The sequence below is a fragment of the Rothia amarae genome (genome assembly GCF_042677725.1).
Taxonomy (GTDB): domain Bacteria; phylum Actinomycetota; class Actinomycetes; order Actinomycetales; family Micrococcaceae; genus Rothia; species Rothia amarae.
Map to the genome: position 1 here is coordinate 1 of NZ_JBHUCN010000006.1, position 19,524 is coordinate 19,524.

15 protein-coding genes and 1 tRNA gene are annotated in these 19,524 nt (G+C 51.7%); 11 read left to right on the forward strand and 5 right to left on the reverse strand.

All coding sequences use genetic code 11. The features are described 5' to 3' along the window. Positions 1-136 precede the first annotated feature (136 nt). The 3 genes from menD (at position 137) to ACFR81_RS02525 (ending at position 3,757) form a co-directional block, all read left to right on the forward strand. Positions 137-1,873 (forward strand): 2-succinyl-5-enolpyruvyl-6-hydroxy-3-cyclohexene-1-carboxylic-acid synthase, encoded by a 1,737-nt coding sequence (gene menD, locus ACFR81_RS02515; protein WP_343876265.1) that lies wholly within the window; start codon positions 137-139, stop codon positions 1,871-1,873. Positions 1,874-1,950: 77 nt separating this feature from the next. After that, the gene (locus tag ACFR81_RS02520) at positions 1,951-2,661 is read left to right on the forward strand and encodes a demethylmenaquinone methyltransferase (protein WP_068169172.1); all 711 of its coding nucleotides are present in this window, start codon (positions 1,951-1,953) and stop codon (positions 2,659-2,661) included. 25 nt (positions 2,662-2,686) lie between these two features. Then, positions 2,687-3,757 (forward strand): polyprenyl synthetase family protein, encoded by a 1,071-nt coding sequence (locus ACFR81_RS02525; protein WP_343876264.1) that lies wholly within the window; start codon positions 2,687-2,689, stop codon positions 3,755-3,757. 107 nt (positions 3,758-3,864) lie between these two features. Here the strand turns inward: ACFR81_RS02525 and rarD are convergent, their stop codons facing one another. Together rarD and ACFR81_RS02535 are read right to left on the reverse strand one after the other, a co-directional pair. Beyond that, positions 3,865-4,872: an EamA family transporter RarD gene (gene rarD / locus ACFR81_RS02530; protein ID WP_068169170.1), complete on the reverse strand. Its 1,008-nt coding sequence runs from the start codon at positions 4,870-4,872 to the stop codon at positions 3,865-3,867. Positions 4,873-4,938: 66 nt separating this feature from the next. Further along, the gene (locus ACFR81_RS02535) at positions 4,939-6,300 is read right to left on the reverse strand and encodes a DUF6882 domain-containing protein (protein ID WP_068169169.1); all 1,362 of its coding nucleotides are present in this window, start codon (positions 6,298-6,300) and stop codon (positions 4,939-4,941) included. Between the two features lie 293 nt (positions 6,301-6,593). Here ACFR81_RS02535 and ACFR81_RS02540 point away from each other — a divergent pair, with 293 nt between their 5' ends. Then, complete coding sequence (locus tag ACFR81_RS02540) at positions 6,594-7,922, forward strand: SseB family protein (RefSeq protein ID WP_343876263.1); 1,329 nt, start codon at positions 6,594-6,596, stop codon at positions 7,920-7,922. A 100-nt stretch (positions 7,923-8,022) separates the two neighbouring features. Here the strand turns inward: ACFR81_RS02540 and ACFR81_RS02545 are convergent, their stop codons facing one another. Continuing rightward, positions 8,023-8,526 carry a Fur family transcriptional regulator gene (locus ACFR81_RS02545; RefSeq protein ID WP_141669357.1) on the reverse strand — a complete coding sequence of 168 codons (504 nt, stop codon included), beginning with the start codon at positions 8,524-8,526 and terminating at the stop codon, positions 8,023-8,025. Positions 8,527-9,349: 823 nt separating this feature from the next. Between ACFR81_RS02545 and ACFR81_RS02550 the strand changes: the two genes are divergently transcribed. Together ACFR81_RS02550 and htpX are read left to right on the forward strand one after the other, a co-directional pair. Beyond that, on the forward strand, positions 9,350-11,647 hold the full coding sequence (locus ACFR81_RS02550) for an RNA polymerase sigma factor (protein WP_343876262.1): 2,298 nt from the start codon (positions 9,350-9,352) through the stop codon (positions 11,645-11,647). Positions 11,648-11,780: 133 nt separating this feature from the next. Beyond that, positions 11,781-12,671, forward strand: coding sequence for a zinc metalloprotease HtpX (htpX, locus tag ACFR81_RS02555; protein WP_068169178.1), 891 nt, complete (start codon positions 11,781-11,783; stop codon positions 12,669-12,671). Positions 12,672-12,751: 80 nt separating this feature from the next. Here the strand turns inward: htpX and ACFR81_RS02560 are convergent, their stop codons facing one another. Further along, the gene (locus ACFR81_RS02560) at positions 12,752-13,243 is read right to left on the reverse strand and encodes a YajQ family cyclic di-GMP-binding protein (protein ID WP_068169165.1); all 492 of its coding nucleotides are present in this window, start codon (positions 13,241-13,243) and stop codon (positions 12,752-12,754) included. A gap of 179 nt (positions 13,244-13,422) precedes the next feature. On the opposite strand from ACFR81_RS02560, the gene ACFR81_RS02565 reads away from it, so the two are divergent. From ACFR81_RS02565 to trxA, 3 genes are all read left to right on the forward strand, one after another. After that, a complete protein-coding gene (locus ACFR81_RS02565; protein ID WP_343876261.1) occupies positions 13,423-13,671 on the forward strand; it encodes a hypothetical protein in 249 nt (82 codons plus the stop codon). A gap of 111 nt (positions 13,672-13,782) precedes the next feature. Continuing rightward, positions 13,783-13,867: transfer RNA gene (locus tag ACFR81_RS02570), tRNA-Tyr, on the forward strand. 117 nt (positions 13,868-13,984) lie between these two features. Continuing rightward, positions 13,985-14,368: a thioredoxin gene (gene trxA / locus ACFR81_RS02575; protein WP_068169160.1), complete on the forward strand. Its 384-nt coding sequence runs from the start codon at positions 13,985-13,987 to the stop codon at positions 14,366-14,368. A gap of 71 nt (positions 14,369-14,439) precedes the next feature. Here the strand turns inward: trxA and ACFR81_RS02580 are convergent, their stop codons facing one another. Beyond that, positions 14,440-15,453 carry a DNA-3-methyladenine glycosylase family protein gene (locus tag ACFR81_RS02580; protein WP_151145419.1) on the reverse strand — a complete coding sequence of 338 codons (1,014 nt, stop codon included), beginning with the start codon at positions 15,451-15,453 and terminating at the stop codon, positions 14,440-14,442. Between the two features lie 110 nt (positions 15,454-15,563). Here ACFR81_RS02580 and ACFR81_RS02585 point away from each other — a divergent pair, with 110 nt between their 5' ends. Both ACFR81_RS02585 and ACFR81_RS02590 read left to right on the forward strand, forming a co-directional pair. Further along, on the forward strand, positions 15,564-17,177 hold the full coding sequence (locus ACFR81_RS02585; protein WP_343876260.1) for a DUF2079 domain-containing protein: 1,614 nt from the start codon (positions 15,564-15,566) through the stop codon (positions 17,175-17,177). 362 nt (positions 17,178-17,539) lie between these two features. Continuing rightward, positions 17,540-19,504 carry a DEAD/DEAH box helicase gene (locus ACFR81_RS02590; protein WP_343876268.1) on the forward strand — a complete coding sequence of 655 codons (1,965 nt, stop codon included), beginning with the start codon at positions 17,540-17,542 and terminating at the stop codon, positions 19,502-19,504. Positions 19,505-19,524: the final 20 nt, after the last annotated feature.

The window sequence follows — 19,524 nt, forward strand, 5'->3', positions numbered from 1 at the left end:
ACCGGAACCAGACCCTAAAGCCTCTAACCGCCTAGAATAAAACCAGTCCAACTTTCGGGGGCCAGTTCAAACTCGGGGGCTTTTTTATTTAACTACGGTGTCCGATGCAATAAAGGGTACTGTATAGACTGGGAAGGTGAGCAATACTTCTTTCCCTGATTCTTTGATGATGGCTGTTTCAGTCCTCGATTCGTTGGTGCGAGCAGGCCTGGAGCATGTGGTGATTTCCCCGGGCTCCCGCAGTGCTCCTCTGGCATACGCGCTGGCAGCGTTAGATGCCCATGGTGTGGTATCTAGCCATGTTCGTATCGACGAACGCAGCGCGAGCTTTCTCGCATTAGGCCTAGCGAAAAAATCAGCCACTCCGGTGGGCATCGTTACCACCAGCGGAACCGCAGTGGGGGAGCTCATGCCCGCCGTCATGGAGGCATACCATTCGGGCATTCCGCTCGTCGTTCTGAGTGCCGACCGTCCTCCACGACTACGGGGTAGTGGCGCCAACCAAACCACTACTCAACCGGGAATATTTGGCACCTTTGTGCGTGCAGAAGTTGATCTGACCGACTATCCCCACGATGAATCCGGAGCGCAAACGGTAGCTCTTGCCCACGCGCTGTCGGTAGCATTTGGCAAAGATGGTCAGTGGCGCGATAACACCTCAACCCCTCGTGGACCGGTTCACCTCAATTTAGCTTTCGATACTCCGCTCACACCCCCGGCAAAGTTGGGGAAAATCCTTACCCAATGGGCTCGTTCGCTCAAAGACGACGTCGCCTCAGATTCTCATCCAATGAGCCATGCCTCTGCTTTGCAAGTACAGGTCCTAGAAGATATTCCAGATGTTTCCACCGGTTATAAAACTGTGGTCATTGCAGGGGATTCTGCAGGTCAGATAGCCCAAGACTTTGCAGAGTCCTTAGCTCTTCCGCTTTTTGCTGAGCCTTCAGCGGGTCTTACTGGGGCGCAGAATGCGGTCTTGTCCTATCGGGCTCTGCAGGGCAGTGAACTCTGGAAGAGTATTGAACGAGTGGTGCTTTTTGGCCACCCCACCCTATCTCGACCGATTACCGCTTTACTTGAGCATCCTTCGCTGGAAAAAGCCGTATATACCCCAGCAGCGCCGTCGTGGTTTGAGCCGGGGCAAAGGGCTGAGAAACCTATCAGCGACCTGAGGGAACTTGCGCAATTTGCCGGCTCTGCGCAGGATCTGACGGTCCAAGGCGGTGAGAGTTGGCTCAACGCTTGGCAAAATGCTGGACGCGCTGTCCATGAAGATTTGATGGATGAAGTCCGCAGGTACCGAACCACCGGTAAGAATAACGGTCGGGCAGCTGGAATGTCGCTTGCTTTATCCTCGTGGGAAGCTGCGGTGAATAACGGTGAAGTGCTGCTCTGTGGCTCTTCGAATTTGATTCGGGACTTGGATATCATCGCCCCTTGGAACACTGCTAGATCTGCTGGGCAACCTGTGCCACAGGTCTTTGCGTCCCGAGGTCTAGCAGGAATCGACGGGACACTTTCTGTGGGTGCTGGCATATCGCTTGCCTCAGCGCTGAACGGAGAGCCAGCCCAATCGGTTCGAATTCTGTGTGGCGACATCACCTTTTTGCACGACGCCTCGTCGATGAACATTGGTCCCTTAGAGAAAAAACCCCACCTCACCGTGGACGTACTCGACGACAACGGCGGAGGGATATTCGCAACTCTCGAACACGGGCAATTAGGAAAACACCCCGATTTCTCAGCGACAGTTGAACGATTCTTCACTACCCCGCATGCAGTCAACCTGCAGGATGTGGCACACGCCTTTGGAGAACACAACGGGATTACCGTGAATATTCACAGTGTTTCCTCGCAAGAGGGCGGAAAATAGGCGAAGGTCATGCAATTCATGAGGCAGAAATGCGAACCCGCCGTGAGCTTTGCAGATAAACGTGAAACAATAGCAAAGTGAATCGTGCAGACCTCAATAAAAAAACTTCTGATATCGCCTCTATGTTTGATCAGGTAGCGGAACGCTATGACCTGATGAACGGTCTGATGTCCGGCGGGCAACACCTGCGGTGGCGCCGTCATACCGTTAAAGCGGTTGAAGCATCGGCAGGGCAGCGAATTCTGGATATTGCCGCCGGCACCGGTACCTCGTCAGTTCCTTTTGCGGACGCCGGGGCAGACGTCGTGGCTGCAGACCTTTCCGAGGGCATGTTGGCTGTTGGACGCCGCCGTCGCCCCGACATTACCTTTGTGCAGGCGGACGTCACCAATCTTCCTTTCGAAGATAACGAGTTTGACGCGGTCACCATGTCTTACGGTTTGCGTAACGTGGCAGATTATCCGAAGGCGTTGCGCGAGTTGTACCGCGTGACCAAGCCTGGCGGACGCATCGTAGTGTTGGAATTCTCCACGCCGACGATTAAAGCCTTCCGCCCCTTGTATAAGAATTACATTCTGAAGGCTATTCCTCCGGTAGCGCGTGCCGCGTCGTCAAACCCTGAGTCTTATGAATACTTAGCGGAATCAATTATGACCTGGCCTTCTCAGGACCAGTTGGCTCAGAGCTTTAGCGAAGCCGGCTGGCAGGACATTCAGTACCGCAACCTCACCGGCGGAATCGTGGCAATCCACCGCGGTTTCAAGCCTTCAGCCCTCAGCAATTATTAAGCACGAGAAGAAAAGAAACCCCATCGTGACTGATACCCAGCACCCCTCAGAGTCCGGTTCAGCAACTGAGCTCTATGGCGATTTTGACTTCAGGCTTCCTCGAGGTTTTGAAGTTATTGCGCAAGACACAAAGCTCGGCCCACAGATTCTTGAGTCATTGGCAGAGATTGAGAACCGCCTCGAACAGGCAGTCGCACAAACCTCTCGCATCGCTGATGTTGCTTCTCGCCACCTCCTCAACGCTGGCGGTAAGCGCGTTCGCCCCTTGCTGACTCTGTTGGCAGCGGCTGCAGGCGGTGAAATCTCGGATGAGGTGCTGGATGCCGCTGTGGTCGTGGAATTGACCCATCTCGCTACGCTTTACCATGATGATGTCATGGACGATGCTCCCAAACGTCGAGGCGTCGATACCGCCCAGCATATCTGGGGCAACTCGGTAGCTATCCTTACCGGCGATCTTATTTTTGCCCGCGCATCAGGAATAGTTGCCGATTTGGGTCAGCGTGCGATGACCATCCAGGCGACGACCTTTGAACGCTTAGTACTGGGGCAGTTGTTTGAAACAACCGGGCGCGATACCGATGAAGAAATTTTGAGTCACTACATCAAGGTGATTGAGGGGAAGACCGGTTCTCTGATTGCTGCTGCTGGTCTTTATGGCTCGTCGCTTTCTGGTGCTCCTGAGTCTGTTGTGCAGATGCTCGGCCGCTATGGTGAACTCGTGGGGGTTGCATTCCAGCTTGCTGATGACGTCATTGACGTCACCGGCGAAGGAAAGGTTTCCGGTAAGACGCCCGGCACCGATTTGCGCGAAGGCATCCCGACTCTCCCTACGATTTTGTTGGATCGGCAGGCCGCGGCGGGCGACGTCGAAGCACTTCGAATCCAGGGAATTATTCGGGGTGACCTTTCTACCGATGAGGCATTGGAGGAAGCTGTATCAGCCCTGTCTGCGCACGCAGTAACGCAACAGTCCTGGGATATTGCCTATCAGTGGGCCGACGACGCTATTGCGGCTATTGAGCCGCTGCCAGAGTCCACCGCTAAAGAGGCACTCAAATCGTTCGCTCACGCTGTAGTACACCGCGAAGCGTAGACTTTTCTTTCTTCCATCGCGAGATGGTTCTGCACTCTAAGAAGGGGTCACACCGTTGTTCGGTGTGACCCCTTCTTTATTTATTTCTGAGGAGGGGTTGGCTGAGGCTAGCAATGATCTGAGCGATCCGCCCGGTCGATGTCAATTATTCCCAGGGAACCGGTAGCAGCGACGTCCTGAATTTTTTCTGCCCGGCGTGTGACTCGCGACGAGTTGACGGCATCAAATGTGAAGAGAATGCACGCAATCCAAACTGCGATATAACCTGCCCATTCCATGGGCGCCAAACGTTCATCAAAGATAAAGAGAGCAATCAGAAACTGAATGGTGGGGTTAATATACTGCACCATCCCTACCACGCTCAGGGGTAGCTTGGACGCGGCGTCAGCAAAGAGAAGTAGCGGAACTGCGGTGACGATACCCGAAGCCGCCAGAATCCAGAAATGGGCTGCCCCGGTAGAAAAAAGCGTCATACTTCCTCGAAAAGCTAGAAACGCCATGCACGCTGCTGCCAGAGGAGCAAGTAACGCTGACTCCACCGCAAATGAATGAAGTGGGGTAGCTCGTTTTCCCACTTTGCTTTTGACCAGCCCATACAGACCAAATGTGGTGGCAAGACCTAACCCAATCCAGGGAACATGTCCGTAAAGGACGCTCATGGCAATCACCCCAGAGGCGGCTATACCTACTGCAGTCCATTGCATGAAGCGGAGCCGCTCGCCTAAAAAGATAACTCCCAGTAGAACCGATACTAAGGGATTCATAAAGTAACCTAGCGAGGCGTCCAGAGTATGCCCGCTAGTGGTTGCCAGTACGTAGAGCAACCAGTTGCACCCAATCAAAAGGGAGGCAATAGTGAGCGCAAAGATAACCTTATTATTTCTTAGAAGCGCAAAGAGATTCTTCCACCCATTCTTCAGCACACTCAAGAACAAGGAACAAAAGACGATAGAAAACAACACACGGGCTGCTACCACCTCAACAGCAGACGCCGGCGCGGTGAGCGCAAAATACAGCGGCAACATGCCCCACAGCAGGTGAGTGGCAAAGATTGAAGGGTAACCCGTTGCCAACAGATCTGCGGAATTTTTATCAGCAGCAACCCGTTGCGTCATCTATTTTCCTTTTACTTAGACAGAAAAGTCCCGGTTCGTGTAGAACCGGGACTTCTCATGGTGTTCTTACAGACCAAAGAAACGGGAGAAAAAGCCCTTCTTTTCCTTTTCTTCCTTGACAGGCTTTTCAGTGTCTGCCTCGGCGCGTTCAGCTTCAAGGTCAGGAGCTGAACCGGCTACTCGGAAGGGTGAAGGACGGCGGCGCTCGGTTTCGAGCTCCTCTTCCACGTCTTCCTGGGCAAGCTTTTCAGCTTCTTCATAGCGCTGTTCAGCAGCGGTCTCTGATTCTGCTGAGGAGTCGTAGCGATCTTCGCTTTCCTTAGATTCTGAGACAAGTTCTTCTTCTGAAAGTCCAGAAGTAGTAACACGACCTGGTTCGGCGTTTTCGCTGGGGTCCTGGTCGTAGGGCTGCTCGGCATGGGGGTAGACGCGATCGGTAGTGGTGACACCTTCGACATCTTCTACAGTCTCGGTCTCGGGCTGAGGAGTGGCGACGGTAGAGGGAAGTTCTTCCTTCTTCTTATCTTCTTGTTCACGAGCTTCAGCTTCCAGACGGGCTGCTTCTTGTGCTTTGGCCTGTGCCTGAGCTTCTGCCTCTGCACGTTCGCGTACTTCTGCATCGTGAGCAGCCTCGCGAGCGGCAATTTGCTGTGCAGCTTCAGCGGCAGCGATGCGCTCAATTTCCTGGCGCTCCGCAGTCATTTTTTCGCGCAGTTGCGCCGCGTGCTGTGCACAGCGGTTGAGTTCGTGGGAATCAACGCTGGGCTCTGCGCCTTCGATGCCGGAAATCTTGCCGTTGTCGAACCACAGACGCAGCGCACCGTCGGTTGCAGTGATGACGGCAGTTGCCTCAGTGTCCCAGGCAATGTGAGCACCGCGCAGACGGGCGTATGAATCTACGGCACGTTGCTGGTTGACAATGGTGTTGTTTTTGAGGGATTCAGCCATTACTCGACCCATACGGTTTACCGTAGGAGCTTCGAGTTCTAGCGCCTCCCCATCTACCAAAATCCATGCCCGCACTCCGGCGCCAGCGGTGACGGGGTAGTGCGCGTACAAACCGGTGACAGCTTTGGAGGCAAGAGTCAGACGGCGAGCTAGACCATCGGAGAGAACTAGTTCGTCGGTGGTGAGCTCGGAGATACCGTGTTGTGCGCCAGCTTCACGAGCCTGAATTGCCGCTGAAACTACGGTATCGGGGAAATGTCCAAGTTCCTGCCAGGACCAGATCCAGGATCCGCGGTTCTCAGACTCAGTACCCAAAAGATAAGGGGTCAGAGTCACGGAGCTATCAGACTGAAGGGTGAAAGACGGGGCAGCGAAATCAACGGTCCACTCTGAGCCGCTGCTAATTTCAGCCAGACGCGCCTGGTATTCAGTGGAGATAAAGATTGATTCGTCAATCAAATCCTGCAGTGTTTTAGTCATGTTATTAAGGCTAGCAACCAAAACTGCATTTCAGCGGGTCATTTCGCTGAAAAGGGAGAGCGAAAACAGACCAATCTTGAATAGGGCTGGTACAGTGCGAAACCCAACCAGCCTTCTAAGTAGGGGGCATCCTGTAGCCTTAAGTGCTGGCTGAAATTCGAAAGAGTCATACTTAAGTTGAGTGATGGTAGGCCTCATTTTGAAGTAATTCTTGGGATAATACTTCAGTATCAAGAGTCAGGGAACATCACAGCACTCAGGGACACCGCTTGCACTCGGCCAGAAAGAACAAGATGAATCACAAACCTCGTTATCAAGCTTCCGAACGACCAGCCATGATTGAAGAGGCTCTCGTTCAGATTGGAAGCTGGCTTCTGAGCACCGTTAAAGCTGAGCCAGGTTGGAATGAGCTGGTCTTAGATATCAAGCCGTTGTCCGAGCAAATCTTTGTACGCATTACGGAATCTCGTGATGATCAAGATTTTGTAGGCAGCATTGGGCCGCTGAAAAAAGAATCTCCTGTGATTCCTGAGATCGAAAAATTGCAGCATGGTGCCTACGACGAGCGTGAAGGCACCTGGTTTACTGCAACCGTTGTCGTCACAGCAAAGAACTGGCCTGAGCCTGAATATGAAATTGGGGCGGCCTACAACCGTCAAGATGAGCCCCAGGACTGGGAGGGCGAAGGACGTCTGACCGCTCGTGAGCTGCGTGCGCATTTAGCTGATTTCCCCCGCGAAGAGAACCAGATTCCTGAGTGGGGCCGCCAACGTTTGAATGGACGTCGGTTGGCTGAGGTCTCTGAGACCTCTTCGCCTTCTGCAGCGCCTGAGTTTGAGATTCCCAATTCTTATCTTTCTACGGCGTTGGCACGTACCGAAGGCATCCGAAACGACGCGAATGTCATCAGCGTTCTGCGGGCTTCTTTGGGCGGAGAAGTTCTCCTCGATATTTCTGACTCTGATTTTGTTCCGTTGGGAAATCAGAAGATGGGGCCGCAGTCTACTATCCGCTACCGCGTTCTGCGTTTGAACAATGGTCTGCGCGCACTGTGCCTGTACTCCAGCTCTCAGTATGTGTTTGAGGAACACAAACGTCATAATGCAGAGTCCGAACCTGTTATCTTGCGCGACCACGCTGGAAAAGTTTTCCGGGAGTTTTTGGCGGATGAAACCTGCGATGTCATTGTGATCGATCCAGGTGCTCCCCATGAGTGTTTTATCGAAAAACCGCAGGTGGGCTGGGTGCTACAGACCCCTCATAATGATGCAACCAAGAATGCTTTGATGAGCGGTAATATGCAGATTCTTCTGGCATCGCTTGTTGCTCCAGGTGCTGTGTTGCTGATGGGTGTACATCCCGGAGGGGATTCACCTGTGTTTGTTCCAGTGCCTGCAGATCAAGAGCCCGATACTATGTTGGTCTTTACTTCCGCGGCTGAAATCGCAGCTTTGGATCCGTCTCTAGAGGTTCGTTCTGCGCCTGCGTTAGATGTTCTTAAGTTTGCAGATCAACTGGGTGTGAGCGCGGTTCGTATCAACGCTTTGAATCCTTCAGCGACCTTGCCCATGAAGCAGATTCGTGAACTGATTTCGATTGTGGTGTCGGCTGCCGCAGCATAAGGATAGAGCCTGCACATAATTCAGGTATGAAGCGTCAGTAGGAGAAAAGAGGGTAGCGCTAGGAATTCCTACCGCTACCCTCTTTTATTTGTAAAGTTCTTTAGGGGTCGCGAAGCTGCTGAGCTTGACGTTGCTGCTGCTCGGCAATTTCTGCCTCGTAATCTGTTTGGCAACGGACACAGATTCCTTGATAGAGCACATCCGCTGAAATGAGAGCCATCCCATGGTAGTCGCTGGGGGTAAGGCAAGGCGCTGCTCCCACCGCACAGTCGACGTCCTCTACTTTCCCGCATCTGATGCAGAAAGCATGGTGGTGGTTATCTCCCGTGCGGGTTTCGTAGAGAGCGGGAGTCCCTGGGGGTTCAAAACGCTGGAGCATGCCGATTTCTACTAAATCGGCGAGAACAACATAGACCGACTGAACCGTAATGGTGGGAATTTCTTGGCGTACACCCTGCACAATTTCTTCGGCAGTTGCATGCGGGTGGTTTTGAACCGCGTTAAGAACTGCAAGACGTTGTTTGGTGACTCGCCGACCCTTAGCTCGCAATGTAGTGGTCCATGCTTCAGCCAGTATCTCAGGTGTGAGCATGAGTGATTTCATCGCATAGTCTTTCTCGGTCGGGTTAGTAGTAAGAAAATATTCTATTGTGAATAATTCAGAATAACAACTTTGATAGCAGGCTGGCCCTTTGCGAGAGGTGGCTTGCGAGCGAAAAATAAAATTTCTTCAAACTTAATTTTTCAGTATTTGCCCTAGTCAGGAGGCAATTCTGCTAAATTTTTAAAAAGTTTTGAAAATTTCTCAGATTTTCGCGTCATGATTTGTGCGTAATTCGCTCTTAACTAGTGACGGCGTAAAAACCGGGCTTCGCGCCAACGATTTGATGTATGTGCCATTTTCGAGAAAAGATCTCGTCGCACCGGTGGTAACAATCAAGTCTTCGCCACCCACGCCCCCGCGAAGGTGAAGAACGCGAAGGTAAGGCTCCTCATTTAGGGAACAGGAGCCACAAGAAAATAGGGAATGCAAGATCGGGAAAGAGGCACTTGGGTGCTCATAGGGAACCGAAATTGCTCATTACACCTTTCGACCAGAGTTGACTCGCAATCAACTTCTTCGGTTGAAAAGGGAAGATTCCAGCTCAATGGAGAGATGGAAGGCAATGTACCTTCGGGTGCATTGCCCCGATAAGAGCCCGCGCTTTTGGGAGCGCGGGCTCTTTCTTGTTTGCACAGTTAATACTTAAGTCGGGTTCTAGTTTTTTCCTCTTCAGGTATATTTAGAAATGTGTCCTCTAAAATGTTGCACAGCCTCTGGGCTGATATCTAAAGATGTAGCGACAAGTTGGGGAAATAGAGGGCTCGCACACTTTGACAATCTGAATCGATTCTTTGAAGAATCACCACGGCACAGGACTTAAGAAATGCAAACGCAACATACGCTCGCCGCGTCAGGAAAAACTGATGAGGCGCTGCTACTGGCGGTTCTCGAGGGCAAACTTGAAGCTTATGGAGAACTCTATGAGCGCTATTACCCTATGGCTCGTGCTATTGCGTTTAAACACACTTCTGATATCAACCGGGTTGATGATATTGTCTCTGAATCTTTTGCCCGCATCCTTCAAGCACTCAAAAACGGTAAAGGTCCCCACTCCTATATGGGCGGCTACCTCTCTACCACCATCGCGCATCTAGCGGGGGAATACGGGCTGCTGGCGAAGAAGGAAGTCCCCAGCGAGCAAGAACATCTTGAGGCAATGGGAACCCTTGACGAAACCGTGGTACAACTTCACGAATCTGATGAAGTAATTTCCGCGTTCACTTCTTTGCCTGAACGATGGCAAACCGTGCTGTGGATGAGCGAGATTGAAGCAAAGAAACCACGTGAAATTGCCGCGGCAATGGATCTCACCCCCAATGCTGTGTCAGCCCTTGCGATTCGCGCTAAAGAAAGCCTCAAAGAAGGTTTTCTTCGTGCCCACCAGAATGCCCCTGCGACGGCGGACTGTAACCGATTTTCTTCTCATATCAGCCCCTATGTGCGTGGATCGCTCAGTCAGAAACGTTCAGACGCTCTGCGCTCACACATGGAAACGTGCAATTACTGCACCTCCGAATATCTTTCTCTAGTCGGTATTAATAAGTCCATGCGTAGCTGGGTCTTCCCAGTTTTGGCTGGACTTTCTATCTGGACGACGGACGGCTCTGCGTTGATTGCGCCTGTTGCGGCGGCGTCGGTGGGAGGAACTCAGAGCGGTTCAAACGCAACAACCTCTTCTGCAGAAAATGCATCTGCTTCCTCTGCATTTGCTACCGGTTCTAATTTCTCTCTTCTTTCTCCGAGGAGCTGGGGCACGCCCAGCCAAATCCTTGCGGGTGCCGCAACTTTAACTGCGGCAGTAGTTGCAGTGGTGGGCGGTGTGGCGATGAGCGAACCAGCGCATCAAGATGCTCAGCAAATTACTGCAGAAGGGTTTTCTACCAAGATTCCAGATCAGAAAACTCAGCAGACACCTAGCCAGAAGAAAACTGAAAAGCCTTCGCCGCTGGGGCGTCAGTTTGAATCGAATCCCTTTAGTGGCTTCTCTTCTGATGAATCCATACGCAGCAGTGATGTTCCTGTTTTGGAATCCCTGGCTCAGGGACTTTCGCAAGGGAGCGGCGAAGATCTTTCTGCTTTACCTACCTTGGTAACTGCAACTGCAAACGAACATGTGCTGAAAGCCGCTGAATCGGCGTTGCTCGCAACAGAAGACGAACAGAACGCTCTTAGTAGTCTTGCTCAGGCAACAAATAATGAGAGTTTAGTTGCGATTTCATCCCAGTCTCCATCTTCGGAGGGAAGATCTGCTGCGAATGATTCGTCCATGGCTGATGAGGGTGCGGTAACTTCAGCCGTAGGAACAGCAACTGGTTCATCCGGTGAGGCGCTCGCAGATAACCCTGGTCACGAAACTGCTCCTCGCATCGTTACCGAAGAAGCTGCCCCAGTCGCTGAAGCTCAGAATCCTCCTGAAGCTGAGGCTAAAGTTGCAGCTCCTGTAGACACAGTGCCTGCCGAGGCTGCGCCTCCAGCCCCTGTTACCCAAGCACCTGCAGAAAAGGCAGACCCCGTTGTCGCGCCAGTGGATCCCATCACACCTGCGGATCGAGCAATGCCTACTGATCCTACCGAGCCAGTTACACCTACTGATCCTACCGAGCCAGTTACGCCAACTGACCCTACGGAGCCGGTTACACCTACTGATCCTACCGAGCCGGTTACACCTACTGACCCTACGGAGCCGGTTACACCTACTGACCCTACGGAGCCGGTTACACCTACTGACCCTACGGAGCCGGTTACACCTACTGACCCTACGGAGCCGGTTACACCTACTGATCCTACCGAGCCAGTTACGCCAACTGACCCCACCGAGCCGGTTACACCTACTGAACCCGAGAACCCCGTTATCCCGGTTATCCCTGATAACCCAGGTGAAGTTCCCCAATGGTATAGCGGGGCAGATTTCAAAGCGTGGTCCCAGGCAGTTCCTTGGCACGATTTCGATCAGAAAAACGTTGCAACCAATAAGCGGTGTCTGATTCGATACCAGGATCATGGTCACACACATGTGATGCATCGGTATATTCCTGAGAAGGCCCTCAACTCTATATACACAACGTATGTGTTGACAGCGATCTATGGAGTGGACCATATCAGCTACATTCAGTGCCGATAAGACATAAAGCGAGAGACAGGATAATCCTGTCTCTCGCTTCGTTTTGAGCAAACATGATGTTTTTGTTCAATCATTATCGATACTCTGTAATAAACCGAGGCTGAAACGTGGAGAAAGAGAGCCTAAAATGAATATGCACAATCATCAGAATGGTTTGAAGACCACTTTGCTATTAGGCGGAATGGTTGGAGTTCTGCTTCTTATCGGCGCGGTGCTCGCCGGTCTGACGCGGAGCAGCTTGTTTATCTATCTCTTTGCCCTCATCAGCGTAGGTATGGTGGCATATTCCTATTGGAATTCCGATAAAATCGCTATTCGCTCTATGAATGCTTACCCTGTCACCAGGGAGCAGGTTCCGGGACTTTATCAAATTGTTGAGGAGCTTTCTGCTAAAGCCAACCAGCCCATGCCACGGCTGTATGTAGCTCCGTCCTTGACTCCTAACGCTTTTGCAACCGGCCGTAATCCTCAAAATGCGGCTGTCTGCGCTACCGAAGGAATCTTGCAACTCTTAGATGAGCGCGAAATGCGCGGGGTTCTGGGGCACGAGCTGATGCACGTGTATAACCGCGATATTCTTACAAGTTCAGTTGCTTCAGCAATTGCAGCTGTCATTACGTCGATTGCTCAGGTGCTGGGATTCGCCGGTCTCTTTGGTGGTAATAATCGAGAGGGCGGTGGTGGCAACGTTCTGGTAGCCATATTGATGTCCTTCTTGGCACCAATTGCAACGGGAATAATTCAAATGGCAATTAGTCGAACCCGGGAATACGATGCAGATCAGGACGGCGCTGAATTGACGGGGGACCCGTTGGCATTGGCGTCGGCATTACACAAATTGCAGGACGGCAATACTCGTTATCCTTTGCCTGCTAACGATCAAAAAGTAGTCTCTACCGCCGCTATGATGATTGCCAACCCATTCCGTGGTCGGGACATGCAAAAGTTGATGTCCACACACCCTCCGATGGAGGATCGTATCGCCCGTCTAGAGAACCAAGCTCGGGCAATGGGGCAGCTGTAAAATTAAAGATTTACCGCTTTTGAACTAAAGAAGGACGACGCCGGAGGCGCCGTCCTTCTTTATGAACCGTAAAGTGGTGCTTAGCGGTAGTTGACGAATTGGAGGTCAACGTCAAGTTCTGAGCTCTTCAAGAGCGCGATGACGTCCTGGAGGTCGTCACGCGATTTGGAAGATACTCGTAGTTCGTCTCCCTGGATGGTTGCTTTGACGCCTTTGGGTCCTTCATCGCGAATCAGTTTAGTGATTTTCTTTGCCTGATCCTGAGCGATACCTTCTTTGATGGAGCACTCAATGCGAGTTTCCTTGCCGGAGGGGTAAGGGTCACCCGCCTCCAATGACTTCAAAGAAATACCACGCTTGACGAGCTTGGACTGGAAAACATCCAGGACAGCTTGAGCGCGCTCTTCTGCATTGGCTTTAATCATAATTTTTTCACCGGAGAAGTCGATGGATGCGCCCACTCCGCGAAAGTCGTAACGCTGCTCTACTTCTTTGGAAGCCTGGTTCAAAGCGTTTGATACTTCTTGCTTGTCTACTTTTGAAACAACATCAAATGATGATTCGCTAGCCATGTTTCTCCTTAGATGGTGGTGGTAAGGGAAAATTTCTTGTGCTCTTGCTATGCACTTACTAAATTATAGGGTTCCTTGGATGTAGCCTAGCGGGCGCAGAAAATGGGTGGGGAAAAATTGTTATAAAGATGTGACCGATTTCTCAGCTAGAGTTCATCTTTGAGTTGAAGACTTAAAGCATGAGTAATAAAAATCGCAGTCTGCAAGCAACATCGCTGAGAGACGCGGAGCTGGAGATTTCTCGTTTAGGAGAGAGTCTCAAGGATCCGATGGCGCGAGAGCGTTTCGCTGGAGTCCAACGGGATATTTTGCATGAAGTAAAAAGCGGTTTGTGCACTGCGGAGCAGGCCATCGTTTATGCGCAAAATTTTGTGACATGGCTGGGCGAAGAGCAGATGGTGAGATCGCAAAATTTGGTAGCGGCCTAAGCAGGAGAGGTTGTATTAGTCACAATCCTCGTATTCGATTTTGGTTTTTGGAAAATGTTCGGTAGTGTTATCTCGTTCGCTCATGCGAATAGAGTACCAATTTTTGGTCTCGGCAGATTACCCGAGCGGCCAAAGGGGGCTGACTGTAAATCAGCTGGCACTGCCTACGGGGGTTCGAATCCCTCATCTGCCACCAATGAGTCTCGATCTGAAAACAGGTCGAGACTTTTTGTTTTAAGTTCGAAAGTGATTTGGCTTCATCGTGAGCATAAATGAGTTGGAACTTGAATCTGTGCCAGGTAAGGTTTGAGATATGTCTACACAAGAAATTACTCAAGAAAATTTGAATCAAACAGTTCAAGACAGCGACATTATGTTCTTGGATTTCTGGGCTGATTGGTGCGGACCTTGCAAACAGTTCTCACCTGTATATGAAGAGGCATCAGAGAAGCATCAGGACATCACTTTTGGCAAGGTTGATACTGAAGATCAGCAGGAGCTCGCTGCTGCTGCAGGTATTACCTCGATTCCTACTTTGATGGCATTCCGCGAGGGCATTCTTGTTTTCTCGCAGCCCGGTGCATTGAACAGCTCGCAGTTCGAGCAGGTTATTTCTGCAGTTCGTGAATTGGATATGGACGAAGTGCGCAAGCAAGTTGAAGAAGCACAGAAAGAAGAAGGTAACCAGCAGGCATAGTTTGCTCAGAGGTTAGTTCCTGAAAATATGTTGAAGTATCGGAGGTGGTGTATGCTGCCTCCGATACTTTATTAATGGCTGCGGTGGTCTTGGGGGCTATAACGGGGTGCTCGTCGAGGTTCTTGAATGCCTGCAACTTTGATGAGAGCTACTACTCGATTTCTATTGCCACTAAAAGGTGCTAGCAGCCTGACCATTTGTTCGTCGGTAGCGCGTTGACCTTCAAATACCCAACCTACGTGGTGGGCTAAATGGAAATCTCCCACGCTAATTGCGTCGGGGTGGCCATGAGTTCGTTGCAGTACCTCCGCGATGGTCCAGGGGCCAATGCCTCGGATGCTGGAAAGAGCAACAGAAAGTTGATCGGCAGTCGCTTTCTGAGCAAGTCGCTCGATGCTTTCAGCCCGTTGGGCAAAAGAGACGATGGTATCGGCGCGTGCGCGATCGTAACCGGCCCTGTGCCATATCCACGAAGGAAGAGACGCCAAAGTTTGAGGTGAGGGAAAGAAAAGCATTCCCCGGGGCTGGTCGGGTAGTCCTGTTTGGGGTGCTGCAGACGCCGTTTGCCGAAGGATGGCGCGTAGTCCGCCCATAGCTTCGATGCCGGTGACCCGTTGTTCTGTAATAGAAGCAACGGTGTTTTTGAAGATCTCGCCGGTAGCGCCCAGTCGTACTCCGGGATGCTCTTGGTGGGCACGAATAAGCGTTTCAGGGAGCGCATTCCATTGAGGGGATTTTTGAAATTCTCTCCAGTTATCTTCGGTGCCTACCCAGCGGGGGAGTTGCGCCAGTAAATTTTCGATATCCTCTGGTGATTGGGGTGTACGAGGTGCCCATAACCGAATATGGATGGGAGCCAGATATTTTTCTCTCAAACTGCGAGCTGTACCTTTTTCTTGGTGAAAGCGCAGGAGTATATCGGTTTGTCCGGATCGGGTGGTGGCCCAATACGTCGTTGCTCCGGTTCGGTCTGGTCTGGTTCCTGCCTGAGCGAGAGGATCTGAAATTCCTCGACGCCACGGTGCGACGACGCTTGCCAAACTGATGGGAAACGGAGGCGTAATAGAAACAGAAACAGAGTACACACCTTTATTTTCGCATGTGAGTACCTGCAAGGTAGCGTAGGGATAGAAATTGACTCACGGTTGTAGCGAACAGTGTAATTCTGAAGTACTAGATGAATGAGAGGTTGGAGATGGGCGTTTTTTTCAAGCGAGATAGCGCAGAGGTATCGTCGCGTCTCTCCCCATCTCAACGCCAAAATTCGCCTGGCTCTCGCCTGTTAGCTTTCGTCCTAGCGCTAGCCTTTTTTGCTCTCTATAGCGTGTATTCATTTTTTCAGTACCGCCACTTTGTGACTCCTTCGTGGGATTTAGGGATATTTACTCAGCTTGCCCAAAACTATGCCCGTGCTCAGGCGCCGATTGTGCCGATTAAAGGTCATGGTTTCAATCTTTGGGGAGATCACTTTCACCCTATTTTGGTGCTTCTCACTCCGTTCTATTATTTTTTTCCTAGTCCGCAGACTCTGCTTTATGTGCAGAATGGGCTAATCGCGGTAGCTGTATTTTTGCTGTGCCGGTTTGCTCAGCAAGGTTGTGGAAAACTGTCTGCTTTCCTTCTGACGATTGCTTTTGGGCTCAGCTTCGGCGTCCAGCAGGCGGTGTCTGTTCAATTTCACGAAGTCGCTTTTGCGCTACCCTTTTTCGTACTTTCTTTGGGAAATTTGGTGTTGGCATCTCGGGAACCAGAGCGAGCTCCGCGTATACGCCGTGCTCTGCTATGGGCTTTACCGCTTGTTTTTGTCAAAGAAGACATGGGAATTACCGTGGCGATGATAGGGATTGTGGCATTGTTGCGCACCGGATGGCTCCGGGTAGGATGGAACATTCTGTTCCCTCATGCCGCAGCCCGATCTGATGATGCGCAGCCGGTGGAGCCGTTCAGCCGCCGTTTTCAAAAAGTGGCATCTTCTGCCATTACTTCACCGGCTGTTCTTGAGTCTTTTCTCACTGTCGTATGGGGAATTAGCTGGTCGGCAGCCGCGGTTGCACTCATTCTTCCCTTTTTTAACACTGCCGGTCAGTTCGATTACGCAGATAAGGTAGATTTTGCCGCCGCCCTCGGGGACCCGCTGCAAGCCTTTGCAACCCTGTTCTACCCATGGACAAAGACTTTCTCTTTGCTACTGCTTTTTGCTGTCGGTGTACTTCTCTGGGTGCTATCCCCGTTGGCGATTATCGCCTTGCCCACTCTTTGCTGGCGACTTCTCTCACCGAATGAGGGCTACTGGGAATCAACGTGGCACTATTCTTTGGTTCTCATGCCAATCGTTACGATGGCGCTTGTGGATGTCCTTGCAACCCCTCCTGCTTTTTTGAGCCGGATGGGGCGAGGAGTTTCTCTGCCAATCTTTCGACGCACGGTAGCAGCTGCCGCATGCGGAGTTGCGCTCGTCCTTCTGCCTTTCCAGCCCCTCAAAGAGCTGGCAAACCCCCGGTTTGCTACTACAGAACTATCTGCAGTTGATCAGGCAAAACAGCAGGCAGTGAATGCCGTACCCCAGGGGGTCACCGTTGCTTCGGATCTTTCGATCCTCACATACCTGGTGCCTGACCGAACCGTCTACTGGATTGGGCATGAGGGTAAACCAGCTCCTGACTACGTCGTCATTGATTCCATGGGGTCTGCATGGGGCAATAATTCCCCGCAGAATCCCGCGGGCTATGCCAGTGAAAGATTCAATGCAACCTACTTCACCGTTAGAACCTTCGGCACAATATCCGTTATGAAGCGTACGGACCTTTAGTCGCTTGCCCTCATTGTAGGTTGTGTCACCAGCGACCCCATTAACGTCAAACGTACTGTAAGGTAGGGAAAGTACATTACCGGTTTCCCTAGACACCGATGGTTGCGCCGACCGACTGAAAACAGGCGCTGAAATCAGTTTCCTTTTGAAGTCAGATACTTCAGAAGACGAAGAGAATAGCTCGCTCAAAGAGCGCAACCCTTTTACCGCTTACAGAATTCTTTTCTAAGATGAGTGTGAGTATTTTGCACCGCGGTGCAGATGAGGTGGCGCCCACCGAAGATGGCCCACCCACCTTGAGGCGAGCACAGGGGGATCACCGGAGAAAAGCACCGAGTTACTTGGTGCGCCGATCCCATGCGATGAGGAATAAATTGACTAAAGATAACTCTGCTTCAGCAGGTATTGAATTCATCGAACCCGCAGAAAATACTGCACCTAACAACGAAGCTCAGACCGTTTCAGCATCTGCTGAAGAAGAAGGCGCACGCTTCACCGATCTCGGTCTGGACGCCCGTGTGCTTTCAGCTCTTGAAGACATCGGTTACGAAAAGCCCTCACCCATTCAGGAGCAGACCATTCCTTTGCTTTTGGGCGGCCGCGACGTCGTTGGTCTAGCACAGACCGGCACCGGCAAGACCGCAGCATTCGCTCTTCCCGCACTGTCTCGTTTGGCTGAACTGGCAGACATCAACGGACACACCAAAGACACTCAGGTGCTTGTTCTTGCACCTACTCGTGAACTCGCGCTTCAGGGCGCAGAAGCATTCACTTCTTTTGCTACCCATATGGAAAACGTAACCGTTCTTCCTATTTACGGTGGCTCACCTTACGGTCCTCAGCTCAACGGTTTACGCCGCGGTGCTCAGATTGTTGTGGGTACTCCCGGTCGTGTGATCGACCACCTCAAGAAGGGGTCTTTGGACCTTTCGAACCTGCAGTACTTGGTATTGGACGAAGCTGATGAAATGCTCCGCATGGGCTTTGCCGATGACGTCGAGGAAATTCTCAGCCAGACTCCCGATTCCAAGCAGGTTGCTCTGTTCTCGGCTACCATGCCCAAGACCATCCGCAAGATCGCAGAGCAGTACCTTAACGATCCTGCCGAGGTTCGCGTAAAGTCTAAGACTTCTACCGCTCCTAACATTCGTCAGCGCTACATCCAGGTCATGCACTCGCACAAGCTTGATGCGATGACCCGCGTGCTCGAAGTAGGTAACTACGATGGCGTTATCGCCTTCGTTCGTACCAAGAAGGAAACTGAAGAGCTCGCTGAAAAGCTCAAGGCTCGCGGTTACCAGGCAGCAGCTATTAACGGTGATATTCCTCAGCAGTTGCGTGAGCGTACCGTTGATTCGTTGCGCGATGGCCGTATTGATATTTTGATTGCTACCGACGTCGCAGCTCGCGGTCTTGACGTGGAGCGTATCTCCTTGGTTGTGAACTTCGATATTCCTCATGACACCGAATCTTACGTTCACCGCATTGGCCGTACCGGCCGTGCGGGCCGTGAAGGTGAAGCAATTCTCTTCATGACTCCCCGTGAGAAGTACATGTTGCGCCAAATCGAGAAGGCAACCCGTCAGCAGGTTGAACAGATGCATATGCCTTCTGTTGCTGATGTAAACGAGAATCGTAAATCTCGTTTCGCTCAGCAGATTACGGACACTATTGAGACCGAAGATCTCTCACTGTTCCGTGACATCATTACCAGCTACCAAAATGAGCATGATGTTGATCCTTTGGAAATCGCGGCTGCTATTGCTGTGATTGCTCAGGAGGGTCGCCCCTTCTTCGTAGAAGATATTCCTGAGCCCAAGGGCCGTAACCGCGACGATCGTGGAGACCGCGGCGACCGGGATGGCGGCCGTGAGCGCAAGCCCCGCCGTCAAGAAGAGGGCATGGTTAACTACAAGTTGCAGGTTGGACACAAGAATCGTGTTAACCCCGGCATGATTGTGGGAGCCTTGACTAATGAAGGTGGCATCAAAGGATCACAGGTTGGTTCCATTGATATTCGCCCGCATTTCACCATTGTTGGTTTGCCTGAAGATCTTCCCCGTGATTTCTTCGACCGCTTGGAAAACACCGAACTAAACGGTGAGTTCTTGAACATCCAGCGTGACCGCGGCCCCAAGGGTAGCGGAAATGGTGGACGCGGCGGACGTCGCTTCAATGGTGGACGCGGCGGAGACCGTGATGGTTTCAAGAAGCGTTTCAACGACGATCGCCGTGGCGGCGGATTCCGCGGGGGCGATCGTGATCGCGATGACCGCCGTGGTGGTGGCCGTGACGGTGGCTTCAAGAAGCGCTCGAACAAGTACTAAAAAGAATAATCCAGCCTTTG

Excerpts from the sequence above, each read along its gene's own strand:
- ACFR81_RS02550 (WP_343876262.1), top strand. The coding sequence starts at position 9,350 with ATGCAAACGCAACATACGCTCGCCGCGTCAGGAAAAACTGATGAGGCG.
- rarD (WP_068169170.1), bottom strand. The coding sequence starts at position 4,872 with ATGACGCAACGGGTTGCTGCTGATAAAAATTCCGCAGATCTGTTGGCA.
- ACFR81_RS02590 (WP_343876268.1), top strand. The coding sequence starts at position 17,540 with ATGAGGAATAAATTGACTAAAGATAACTCTGCTTCAGCAGGTATTGAA.
- trxA (WP_068169160.1), top strand. The coding sequence starts at position 13,985 with ATGTCTACACAAGAAATTACTCAAGAAAATTTGAATCAAACAGTTCAA.
- ACFR81_RS02560 (WP_068169165.1), bottom strand. The coding sequence starts at position 13,243 with ATGGCTAGCGAATCATCATTTGATGTTGTTTCAAAAGTAGACAAGCAA.
- ACFR81_RS02545 (WP_141669357.1), bottom strand. The coding sequence starts at position 8,526 with ATGAAATCACTCATGCTCACACCTGAGATACTGGCTGAAGCATGGACC.
- ACFR81_RS02535 (WP_068169169.1), bottom strand. The coding sequence starts at position 6,300 with ATGACTAAAACACTGCAGGATTTGATTGACGAATCAATCTTTATCTCC.
- htpX (WP_068169178.1), top strand. The coding sequence starts at position 11,781 with ATGCACAATCATCAGAATGGTTTGAAGACCACTTTGCTATTAGGCGGA.
- ACFR81_RS02540 (WP_343876263.1), top strand. The coding sequence starts at position 6,594 with ATGAATCACAAACCTCGTTATCAAGCTTCCGAACGACCAGCCATGATT.
- ACFR81_RS02585 (WP_343876260.1), top strand. The coding sequence starts at position 15,564 with ATGGGCGTTTTTTTCAAGCGAGATAGCGCAGAGGTATCGTCGCGTCTC.
- ACFR81_RS02565 (WP_343876261.1), top strand. The coding sequence starts at position 13,423 with ATGAGTAATAAAAATCGCAGTCTGCAAGCAACATCGCTGAGAGACGCG.